This window comes from Candidatus Binatia bacterium (genome assembly GCA_023150935.1).
Taxonomy (GTDB): Bacteria; Desulfobacterota; Binatia; order HRBIN30; family HRBIN30; genus JAKLJW01.
On the sequence record JAKLJW010000020.1, the window covers coordinates 82796 to 92676 of the forward strand.

At 66.4% G+C, this 9881-nt stretch carries 5 protein-coding genes and 1 tRNA gene; 4 read left to right on the forward strand and 2 right to left on the reverse strand.

The genetic code is table 11. The features are described 5' to 3' along the window. Positions 1 to 13 precede the first annotated feature (13 nt). Entirely contained in the window at positions 14 to 2524 is a 2511-nt protein-coding gene (locus L6Q96_13295; GenBank protein MCK6555535.1) for an Ig-like domain-containing protein, read from the forward strand. A 40-nt stretch (positions 2525 to 2564) separates the two neighbouring features. On the opposite strand, the gene L6Q96_13300 is transcribed toward L6Q96_13295, so the two are convergent. After that, positions 2565 to 4511 carry a hypothetical protein gene (locus L6Q96_13300; protein ID MCK6555536.1) on the reverse strand — a complete coding sequence of 649 codons (1947 nt, stop codon included), beginning with the start codon at positions 4509 to 4511 and terminating at the stop codon, positions 2565 to 2567. 243 nt (positions 4512 to 4754) lie between these two features. On the opposite strand from L6Q96_13300, the gene L6Q96_13305 reads away from it, so the two are divergent. From L6Q96_13305 to L6Q96_13315, 3 genes are all read left to right on the forward strand, one after another. After that, a tRNA-Ala gene (locus tag L6Q96_13305) sits at positions 4755 to 4827 on the forward strand. Between the two features lie 32 nt (positions 4828 to 4859). After that, a complete protein-coding gene (locus L6Q96_13310) occupies positions 4860 to 5105 on the forward strand; it encodes a hypothetical protein (GenBank protein MCK6555537.1) in 246 nt (81 codons plus the stop codon). A 236-nt stretch (positions 5106 to 5341) separates the two neighbouring features. After that, positions 5342 to 8164, forward strand: coding sequence for a hypothetical protein (locus L6Q96_13315; GenBank protein ID MCK6555538.1), 2823 nt, complete (start codon positions 5342 to 5344; stop codon positions 8162 to 8164). Here the strand turns inward: L6Q96_13315 and L6Q96_13320 are convergent. Further along, positions 8118 to 9491 carry a metallophosphoesterase gene (locus L6Q96_13320; GenBank protein MCK6555539.1) on the reverse strand — a complete coding sequence of 458 codons (1374 nt, stop codon included), beginning with the start codon at positions 9489 to 9491 and terminating at the stop codon, positions 8118 to 8120. The genes L6Q96_13315 and L6Q96_13320 overlap by 47 nt on opposite strands. Positions 9492 to 9881: the final 390 nt, after the last annotated feature.

Here is a 9881-nt window from a genome sequence, read left to right on the forward strand (position 1 = left end):
CGGAGAGTTCGCCATGAGGTCAAACTGGTTGTTTCCGATCTGGGGCGCGCTCGCGATCGGCGGGTTCGTCCAACCCTGGAGCCCCGGGCTCCGCGCGGCGCAGGCCGCGACGTGCGTGGGAGACTGCAGCGGCGATCGGACGGTTACCGTCGACGAGATCCTCGCCATGGTGAACATCGCCCTGGGTCGGGCGGCGGTCTCGTCCTGCCCGGCGGGCAACGCCAACGGGGACACCGAGATCACCATCGACGAGATCCTGGCGGCCGTGAACAATGCCCTGAGCGGTTGCGAGTCCGGCGCCAACCGGGCGCCGACTGCCAGCGACATGTCCCTCAGTGCGGGCTCTTCCACGCCGTACGTGGAAAAGCAGCTCATCGGCAGTGACCCCGACAACGACACCATTACCTACGAGCTGATCGCCGACGACAGCGGCCCCGGCTACAACTTCGCTTACGTCAACCCTCAGTCCGGCATGCTCTACCTGTCCCTCGTCGCGGGCTTTCAGGGGAACATAGCCCTGCCGTACCGGGTCACCGATGGCCGCCTGTTCAGCAACACCGCGACGGTGACCGTGCAGGCGCAGGTTGTCACCCCATCGCGCGAAACCGGCAGTGCCGACATTCCTCCCGAGGTCTACGCCCGCTATCCGCGCGGCTACTATTACGGCGACCTGCTCGGCGCGCCGGGCGAGCAACCGACGCTGCCCTCGGCCGTCGACCTGAGCCGCGACTTTCCTCTGCCGGGCGATCAGGGCCAGCAGGGAAGTTGTGTCGGTTGGGCCACGGCCTACGCGCTCAAGACCTATCAGGAACGCATCGAGATCGGCTGGTCGCTGGAGCCCCTGCAACATCGCTTTAGTCCGGCCTATGTCTACAACCAGATCAACGGCGGGAAGGACGAAGGTTCGCGGATAACCGATGCCCTCGACCTCATCGTCCAGCAAGGGGTGGCGAGCCTCGCCAAAGCGCCGTACGACGATCAGGACTTCCGTACCCAGCCCAGCAACGCTGCGCGGCAGGAGGCGGCGCAGTTCAAAGGCAAAGCTTGGAAGACCGCCAACGGAACCGTCGAGATCAAGAACGCTCTGGCCAATCGGCTGCCGGTGGTGGGTGGCATCGTTGTGTTCGACGCCCTGATGAATCTGCGCGGTGGCAACTCGGTCTACAACACCTTCACCGGCGCGTATCAGGGCGGCCACGCCATCACTTTCGTCGGCTACGACGATGGGCGTTACGGCGGCGCCTTCAAGATCGTCAACTCGTGGAGCCAGAACTGGGGCGATCAGGGCTACTTCTGGATGCCCTATGCCGCCGCCAACCAGACCGTCACGGCGCCGTACGGGCAGACCACGGTCCTGCGCTACGCGTACGTTCTGGAGGACGCCGAAAACACAGTCCCCCCGCCGCCAGACCCTGTGGACCCGCCGCCGCCCGCAGACCTGCCCAATCTGGAGGTTTCGGATTGGCTGGCGACCTACGACCCCACGCCACGCGGCGCCGGCGAGCTGCAATGGACGGTCACCAACACCGGCGAGGGAACGGCGCCGGGCGGCGCGTACGTCAGTCTTGTCGTGTCGGATGACACGAATTTCACGCCGAACGATACGTACGTCGTTTACGAGTCCATCCCCTTCGAGTTGGAGTCCGGCAACAGCGCCTATCGCGACGAGGAGAACGCGATCCCGTTCAACTTCCCGGATCACCTCGTGCCCGGCGAGTACTACATGGCCGTGTGGGTCGACGATCGCAACGCGGTGCTCGAGTCGAACGAGGACGACAACGTCTCGCCCGGAGACTCAACGATAGAGATATCCAGCGATCGGCCGGACATGGAGGTGTTGAGCTGGTACGCGCAGTGGGACTTTGCCGGCGACGGTGGGCTGATTTACGAGGTCGTGAACAACGGCGAACAGGTCGCCCCGTCCGGTTGGTGGGTCACCCTGGCGTTGAGCCCCAACGATACCATCGGCGACGGCGACGAGATCTTCCTTTTCGGCGAGACGGCCGACTACGACCTCGACCCCGACGACGTTCTTTACCGCGACGAGTTCGAGCCGGCGGCCTTCTCGCTCTACTACGATTATTCCGGCACGCCGGTTCCGGCCGGCGAGTACTACATGGCGCTGTGGTTAGACCCGGACGACGAGCTGGCCGAGTCCAACGAGATCAACAACGCCTCGCTGTCGTGGGGAACGATAGGCCTTGCCGGCGGCGCGGACCTGCAAACCGGACGGTCCGCCGGGGTGACCGACGCGGCGGAAGCGGCGATCAGTCCGTTGGAGGTGGGAAAGGCGTATAACGGCAAAGTGCTGCCTCCGCGGCGGGTGGCGATGCGTAAGGTGCGGATAGTGCAGACCCCTCAGGGTGGCCGCCAGGTCGAGTTCCTTGACGGCGGTGCGGCGGCCCGTGTTGCGCCCCGGGTGCGATCCGCCCTGACGCATATGCGGTCGAAAGTTGCCAACGCCCGCCAGAAGGTGATCTTCCCGGTGCAGAACGCCAGGCCGATGCCGTCCCGGTACCGATAGGGCGCCGGTTTCTGGCCGTAGAAGCCAGATATCCGTGAGCTCAGATAACATACTCCAGGCGGAACTGAACGTTGTCGCGGTCTTGCAGCAGGCTCAGGCCGCTGCCTCCTTTTAGCGTGTGCGCGCTTATCAGGCTGTAGTCGACGACGAAGCGGAACGGGTCGCGGCTCAGCGTCAGCGACGGCTGGAAGGTGTACGCGCCGCCCCAGTCGTAAAAGAACCCGATCCCCGGAAACAACTTGCCGCCCATGTAAGCGGTACCGACGAAGAACGTGTGCAGGAACGTGTCGGTCGGCTGGTGAATCAAGTTGGGCTCGACGGCGCCGAATCCCCGCAGGTCGGCACGGGGTACGAGCGTGGCCGCCGCTGCCACCGGCAGTACCTCCCCTTGCAGTGGGACGCGGCCCGGCAACGACCGGCGAGGCAGGGCGTCCAGGAGGTGTTTGTAGAAGAACTGCGTCGAGAAGAAGAAGGTCTGGTTCGGGTTCAACCAGCGGATGTACTGGTTGGCGTCGATGCCGACGACGAAATTGAAGGAATCGCCGAGTCGGCGGCCGCCGGTCGGATTGTTGCCGGCGCCAAACACCCGGGCTCGGTCCGTAAAGCATTTGCGGGTCGGGCGGCAGTCGGTAAGCGTTTCGCCGCACGGCGCACCTCCGCACTGGGCGTTCGTCGTGCATGCTTGCCCGTCGTAAGACCCGCCCTGGCAGGTGCGGAAGTAGAACGCATACATGAACGGGTCGACGCCGAACTGCGAGAAGCGCGGCTCGTTGTTGAAGTAGGCCAGTTCGCTGCGGACCACCGTGTACAGCGAAGGCACGGCGAAGGTGACGGATCCGCCGGTTATCTGTGTCGTCGGCGCCGTGGCGAAGGCCATGGCGGAGGCGCCGTTGGGGAACGACGATTGCGGGCTTTTCGGGTCGGTGGGCGTCGCCAGTGGGAACTTAGGCCGCACCTGCGACTGCACCGCCGGAGTGTCGAGGAATGTGTAGTAGTGCGCCAGACTGAACGTCGCGTTGCTGTAGTTGAACACCAGCCGCCCGCCGCCGCGCATGCTCGAGAAGTTCTGCGTCGGCGCAATGCCGATGGCCAGGGTGCCGGCTTCGGGCGCCGCATTCGGCATCGACCATGGCGACCCGGCCGGCGTGCCGGGTACGTACGATACCTTGTTGTCGATCGCGCCGTAGAACTCCAGGAACGACTCCGTCAGCGGTCCGATGCTGCCGATAGCGTACTGGACACGGAGCATGTCGAGAGGCACACGACGTTCGTCGAGCGAGATCAGAAAACCGCCGAAGCTCGAATCGAGCGGATTGATGTTGTCGAGGAGCCGAAACCCGTCGGTCTCCCCCCACGCGACGATCTGGCGGCCGAAGCGCATGAACACGGGCCCGGCCGTGCCTTCGACGTACCACTGGAAGAGCCGGTTGCGCTGCGAGGCCAGGCTGCGCAACTTCCGGCGGCCGGCGCCGATGTCGACCTGTGTGCCCGTGGCCGGGTTCGACAGCCCTTTGCGCTGGGCCCGGGCGGCGTGCCAGGCGTCGGCGGTGCTGAATTCCTTCGGCCCCCAGTCGTAGATCGACTCCCACTCGCCGCGGTACGTGAGGTGATACTTCAAACCCGAGATGCGAAACGGCAGCAGGTCGAGAAGTGCCAGTGGCCCCACGCCGCGTTTCACCAACCCGTCGAGACTGTGGTCGAGTTCGGCCTCGAGGAAGTACCGGTTCTGCCGGAGGTGGCCGGCGGGAGACGGCGGAAAGCTCCAGTTCCGCCACCTCAGGGTCCGCGCCCCCGAGGCGGTCTCGTACAGGAAGGTTTCGTGAAAACCGGTGGTGCCGATGCGGGCGTTAGCGTACGAGCGCACGCCTAGCTTGATGTCGCCCTCCTTGTCGATCGGTACCGCACCGCACGGAGCCTGCCACCCCGCCAGCACCATGGCCGCCATGGCGACGATCGGCCCGATCCGGAGTCTCTTGTCTATGTGCACTGCCCCCTCCTCGCCCCTGACGCCGCAGTTCCCTCATGCGGCAGCTAGTCGGTCTCCAGTGCCGGCGCAGGCATCCCCGCGCCGCCTTGCCAAAACGGTCGCGCGGGACATGCGCCGTTTTGGTCGCAGTTGTCAAGCCGATAGTGGAGGCTACCGGAGAAGCCCGGGCCGCGGTCGCGGGTGTTGCCGGGTCGGGGCGTTTGGGCTACACACCGGAACGTAAACGGAGCGGTGGACACCGGTGGGGCTGTAGCTCAGTTGGGAGAGCGCCTGAATGGCATTCAGGAGGTCGACGGTTCGACTCCGTTCAGCTCCATTCCTTCAAGCCGGTAGCCGTGGGGTGTGAGTATGCGTGAATGGCACTGGGTGTGGACGGTGTTGCTGCTCTGGGGGGCACTTATGTTCGCGCCGGCGTGCGCCTCACGGCAACCCGAGCCGAAGCCTTTCCGAACACCGCAGAGCATCGAACGTCCCGCCAAATCGCTGACGGATGAGTCATCTACTGCCGACCGTGCCGGCGAGATCGCCGTAGTCATTCTGGTGGTGGCGGTGACCGTGGCGGGCATCGTCGTACCGATCATCCTCTTGCAGTGAGCGACGGGGCCTGGTGGGCTTGTGGGCCCTGGGGCTTGAGGGTCCGAGGGTGGCAATTCTCTGGCTCTTGTGCGCTTTCCGGTCGCCGCCTTGACGTTGGCGACCCCCTGAAATGTCGGTGCTGCTGAACCTCGCAGGTGGTATGCCTTTTGTTCCTGCCAATCCTCCGTGGCTGGGTACAGGGCTGGGCCCGGGCCGACACGGGCATTGGGGACGACGTCTGCAGGTCCCTGACGATGGCATCTCCTGTCTCCGTTTCTCGCGACCTCCCCCCCGCGGCCAACCGCGCGGTGCGTCTGACCGGACTCGGTAACCGGCTCCTCGAGGTGTACGCGCGGCGGCTGCCGCGCGCCGAATTCACCCAGGAGATCGCGCGCCTGCTGGTGGACGCGGTGCGGGTCAAAGCGGTCGCAATTTTCATGTACGACACCCATGCAGATCGCCTGCGGCTGCTGGGCGACGTCGGCTTATCTCCCGAAGCGCGGGCGGTGCTCGGTGAGGGCGGCGATTGCCCCTGGGACCTGCCGCTGCGCAGCCTGCATAACCGGCGCATCAGCGTGATTGCCGCCGCCGAGGAAAACCCTTTCGTTCCGCGCGGACTTGCCAGGGTTTCGCCGCGAGCATTGACGCTGACAACGCTGCCGTTGTTTCACGAACTCAAGCCGGTTGGCGTCTTGTTGCTGCTGGCCGCCGGCCACCGCACCTTTCCGGACGAGCAATTGCAGCAACTCAGCCAGGTCCTGCGGGTCTGCGCCCGCGGGCTGATCGAGCCCGAGGCGCCAGTGCCGGCGGGTATGCCGGGAGAGACGGCTTCGGCCGAGGCTGTCATCGCCCGGCTCGTGCGGGCCGGGGCCGTAATCGAGGCGCCGGAACTCGGGGCGGTGCCCGAGCCGGAGGCGCGCCCGCGTCTCGACACCGCCGTCGCACGACTGCTGCGGCTCGAGAACGAGCTCACCGAAACCCGGGCAGAACTGACCCGGAGCGAGCAATCGCTACGGGCACTGACGGCGTCTTACACGGCAGTAGCGCGCGAGCGGGACGCTCTTGCCCAGGCGCTGGCCGCGGCGGAAGCGGGGCAAGAGACGGCACTGGCAGAGCTGCGCGGACAGGTGGAAGCGCTCGAGCAGCGGCTGCTGGCGGTCGATTCCGAGCGCGTACGTGCCCAGCGGCTGGCCGAGGCGCGACAGCAAGAGTCGGCGCGCGCCTTGACGTCGATGGAGGCGGAGCGGGCGGCTCTTCTCGACCGGGAAGACACGGCGACTCGGGCCGCGGCTGCCCTGCAGGCGGCGCTCGATGCCGAGCGTGCGCAACGGGCCGAGATCGGCGCACGCCTCGCGGAGCTGACGACGCAGGAGGCCGAGGCTCGTCGGCGCATAGCGGACCTGGAAGGCACGGTGGCGGCTGGACGCGAGTCGTTCGATGAAGAACGGTTGCGGCTGGAAGCTGCCGCGGCGGCGGCGTCCGCGACTGCGACGGAGAAGACCGAACTGGTGCGGCAGCTCGAAGCACGGTTGGCCGTGGCGGTCGGCGAACGCGACGCCGCGCGCGACGAAGCCACGGTGCTGACCGAACGCCTCGCCAGCGTGGCGAAAGACGGTGCCGAGCTTTCTGCGGAAATCGAACGGCTGCGTGGCGTGGTCACGACGGTCCAGTCCGAAAGCGCGGCGGAAGCCGAGTCGCTGCGGGCGCGGCTGGCGGACGAGCAAGCGGGGCGGAGTGGGGTCGAAGCCGAGGCCGCGGCCGCTGCCGCGCGGGATGCGGAGCGGATACGGGGGCTGGCCGCGACGCTGGCCGAGACGCAGGCGTCGCGCGACGCGTTGCAGGCGACCGTCGAAACCCTCGAATTCGAGCGTAGCGCCCTGCAGGCCGACAGCGGTGACGCGGCCGTCAGGTTGGCCGCCGCCCACCAGCAGTTGACCGACCTGACCGCGAAGCTGGCGGAACGTGACGACATCATCGCCCGCGCCCGAGCGGAGCGGCAGCGGCTCGATGAAGCCCTGCTCGGGGCCGAGGCTACGGCGGCCGAGTTGTCGGACGAACGAAACGAGCTGCGCCGCCAGGCGGAAGAGGCGCTGGCACAGACCGGCGCGGTCGATTTGGAGGCAGGCGAAGGCCGGGCAGAGTTCGGGGCGACAACACTTCCCGAGGTTGGACGGGAGGGCGGCGAGGCGTCCATGGCGCACGCTTCTCAGGTCCGGCGTAGCGAGGAGCGTACGGACGTAGTCTTCTACGACACGCCGCTGACGATCGAACGCTCCGCGCCGCCCGACATGGAACTGGCGGGAGTCGAAGACCTCGATGACGTCGAAGAAGAAGTCCAGGCGGAGAGCGAGCCGGAAACGGCGGCGATCGGCGAGATCATCCTGCTCGACGATGGCGCCCGCGGCGACGAGGCGAGTCAGATCCTGGACGGCGCGGGTTTCTCGGTGACCCGCGCGGCGCTGGGCGAAAACACCGTCGACGATCTGGCGCGGCGAAAGATCCATTGCGTCATCTTGAACCTCGCCGCGGGGCTCGGGGCCTGGCAGACTTTGAAGGCCTTGCGGGAACGCAGTGGCACACGGCTCGTTCCTATCCTGGCCTACGCACTACAGTCGCAGGCGACGGCTGGATTCTGCTTCCGACGAGCCGACTTCGGGCTGTGGCCCATGGATCCGGATCGCATTGCCGAGGCGCTGCGACGGATGCGTCCGAAGCTCAAGAGACTGCTCGTGGTTAGCGGCGATGTCGACACTACGGGCCGCATCCGCGAACCGCTCAACAAGGCCGGCATCTCGACCTCCATCGTGCTCGACGGCAAACAGGCACTCGAATTGTCGACGATCGTCGCCCCCGAGGCCGTACTACTCCACCTCGGGCCAAGTTGCCTCGCGGCTGCCCGCGCCGTTGCGGGATTACGCGCCGCCGAGGCGACCCGTGACCTACCGCTGCTTATCGTCCTCGACAAGAACCCGCCCCGCGAGGAGACCTTTTTGGCCGGCGCGGTCCGGGATCTGGTGGGCCGACCGAACTTCAACCTTGCCAATCTGCCCGGCGAACTGGCCGGGCTTCTCGGCTGATCGCTCCGGCTGCGGACCGACCGGCCGTCGCAGAGCGTAATGTGAGGACCGAGATCTCCGGTGGGATTCCGAGTCGCATTGGGTACCCGTAAAACCCCACGCAGCGGGTCACGAACAACCGCAGATCCTCTCTCGCAAACAGGCCCTGATCGGGCAGCCCGAGGAGTCCGACGACCGTCAGCGCCGCAGTCGGGCTGAGTTGCACGCCGATGTGTCCGCCGTGGGTGTGCCCGGAACAAACGAGATCGGCGCACCCCACCGGAAGCAGGTCGAAAGTGCGCGGGTCGTGGTTCAGCAGAATGCGCGGCGTGTCGTCTCGGACCGGCCAGCGTCGGAGAACGCTGCCGACCTGAGGCTGCCGCTCCGCACCCGCAAACACATAGTCGAGACCGGCAATATCCAGCGGATGGCCGTCGATGAAGACGCGGACGACTTCGTTGCGGAGGGTGCGAACGCCCGCCTCGGCAAGGCGACGCACCAGGCGTGCCGAGTCGTCGTAGTCGTGGTTGCCGAGGCACGCCCACTGTCCGTGCGGGACGCGTATGCGAGCGAGAGCTTCATAGAGGGGCGCATCGAAGTCGCCGTGACGGTGCGTGAGGAAGTCGCCCGTGTGGACCACGAGATCGGGACGGGCGGCGACGGTTAGCGAGGCAACGTGAAGCAAGCGGGGACGATTCATTGCCCCTCCAACATGGATGTCGGAGAGGTGCGCCACGCGCAAACCATCGAGGTGGCGTGGCCAGCGCGGAAGAACGATGGTGTGCTCCTGAACCTTGAAGTCGTACGAAGTGTGTATCCCGGTCAAGGAAACGACGAACGGCGTGCCGACGCCGAGGACACCGACGTGCTGGATGAATTGCCGGCGGTCGAGGTCAGGTGGCACCGCAGGTTGCAGTCGCTGCCGCTTTGCCAGCCGCCGGCACCAGGTGCCGACCCGGCGAGCCATGGCGGCGGTTACCAGGCCCACGAATAGGAGGACGTGGGCACTGAACCATACCGGCCCAAGCCACGTTACGCCCGCGCCGTGCAGGGCAGGGCAGGGGTCGTAGGTTCTGGCAGTGAGCAACTGTGCGGTCATAATGGCGTCGAGCCCGAGACCGGCGATGGCAAGGCCCCAGGCCGCCGGATTGGTTCGGGCTGCAGGCGGAGTTAGCCGACGCTGTAAGCGCAGGCGCGCATAGGAGAAAGGTCCGAACGCGATGGGAACGAGAGCGGCAAGGATCAGGGTACGCGTCGATCCGTGCGCGGCAAGCCACAGCGCGGCCCCGAGGATGGTTGCCTGCACAGCCCATTGGCCCACTCTGACCGTGCGATAGACCGGGTTCACGGCAGCTTACCCGACCGCCACGCCGCCAGTGGCACGCTGGAGAGGAGGGGTGGCAGCCCGGCGCCCGGTTCGCCCAAATCGACCGGCGTAAGGCTTCTTTATCCTGGGTGCGGATTCGGGTTCTTCCACGGTCGTCGGGCCCGGGCAGCATGTTATGCAACGTTTGCCGATACCATCCTGGCTACCGCATACCTGGCGGCCGATCAATCTCCCTGGACGACAGTTGACCGGGGGGGCGGAGAGCCTCGCGTCGCGTGCCACCATCGGCCGTCTTGGTGGGCAAAATCGCCGTAAGTTCAGATGGCTAGACCGCCCCCTAATCCGGCGGTAAGCCCACCGACGGGCGCCAATAAACCCCGCGGGCAAGCGAATTCACCTGCCAGATTGTCG